Here is a 1,723-nt window from a genome sequence, read left to right as displayed (position 1 = left end):
GAACGGCAAAGAACCTTGTTATCAATGTGCCAAAGAAACAATATAAGACATACAAAAAGTTCCTGAAGAAGAAGGGCAATAAGAAGATAAAAATAAAATGACAATAAGTTTTTTCACTGATTAGCGACATAATAGAGATATTATGCAGAGGAGGAAATGAAATGAACAGACAAAACAAGAAACAAATATCATTGTTATTGGGGTTTTGTTTACTGATAACAATGGGTGGCTTTGGAAACCTTAAATGGGCAAATGCAGCGGATGCCACTATGGCTGTTGCAGATGCAGAACCAACGGAAGAGCCAACTGACGTCAAGAATTCCAGTGATGTTGCAGCAATTAATAAGATCATTGCGGATCAGAGAGCAAAAGGGGCGACTGTAAGTGAAAATTTGGATGATACCGATCAGTACACTTGGAAAGATGGAAGACTGGTAGAAATAAAATGGATTTCCAAATGGGAGTATGATACAACAGATTATAATTTGACAGAGGATATTTCATTCAATGACTTAACAGCATTAGAGACTATTGATTGCCGAGGGAATCGTAATTTGACTGCAATTGAAGTTAGTGGTTGCACTGCATTGAAAACGTTACATATCGCATGGACCGGTATTAGAGACTTGAACTTAGAAAATAATGCAGCACTTGAGACATTAGAATGTTATCAATGCCCAATAACCAATTTGGATGTAGATAAGAATGAGAAATTGAAAACGCTTACCTGTTTCTTTACGCAGATCTCTGATTTGGATGTCAATCATAACCCGGAGTTGGAGAATTTAGAATGTGGCGAAACTCAGATTAAGCATTTAGATGTAAGTAAGTTGGCAAATTTGCAAAAACTTTCCTGTGACGGTTTGGAAATTGAAAATTTGGATTTAAGCAGTAATAAGAAGCTGGAAACATTATTTGTCCAATTTGTCGAGCATATTAGCAGTATTGATTTATCTAATAATGTAGAATTGAAAGAGTTGTATTGCAGTCAAGCAAAGATTACAAGCTTGGATGTTAGCAAAAATATAGCATTGAGCGTGTTGCACTGTGATGGGACCGATATCGCAAGTTTAGATGTCAGTAAAAATGTCGCATTGGAATGGTTAGAATGTTATGAAACAAATATTGCAAGCTTAGATATTAGTAATAATATAGCATTGGAGCGATTGGACTGTGATGAAACAAACATTACAAGCTTAGATCTCAGTAAAAATGTCGCATTGAAGGATTTAAGATGTAGCAAAACCAAACTTACAAGTTTAGATATCACTCATAATACGGAACTGGAGTCTTTGCAATGTGAAGATACCGAAATCGCGTATGTAGATATCAGACAGTGTGGTAAAATGAATGAAAATGATGTATACAGTAACCACTCTGTAATGGTTGTATATGACGAAGAAACTGCCAAGCAAGTGCCCGAGTATATTGCACTTCGCAAAATCATTGCAGATCAGAGAGCATTGGGAGCTCATATTAACAAAGAGTGGGATGGTGAAGATTATAGATGGGAAAACGGGCATCTGACAATGATTGACTGGTTGCAACGAGGCTTAAAAGGAAAGATTTCGTTTGTAGGATTACCGTCATTGGAAATAATCGGTATTAGCGGAAATGAGATAACAGAATTAGATGTTAGCAATAATCCTGATTTGGTGAACTTGGCATGCGAGGATAATAAGATTACCAGACTGGATATACGAAATAATAAGAAGCTGACAAA

Annotated in this window: 1 pseudogene; it reads left to right on the top strand. The window is 36.3% G+C overall.

Features of this window, described 5'->3' with window-relative positions:
* Positions 1 to 161: 161 nt before the first annotated feature.
* A pseudogene (locus DXB73_RS14310) lies at positions 162 to 1,723 on the top strand (leucine-rich repeat domain-containing protein); the annotation flags it as partial.

The organism is Clostridium sp. OM05-6BH (genome assembly GCF_003481635.1).
Taxonomy (GTDB): domain Bacteria; phylum Bacillota; class Clostridia; order Lachnospirales; family Lachnospiraceae; genus Butyribacter.
This window is presented reverse-complemented; position numbering and strand designations above follow the sequence as displayed.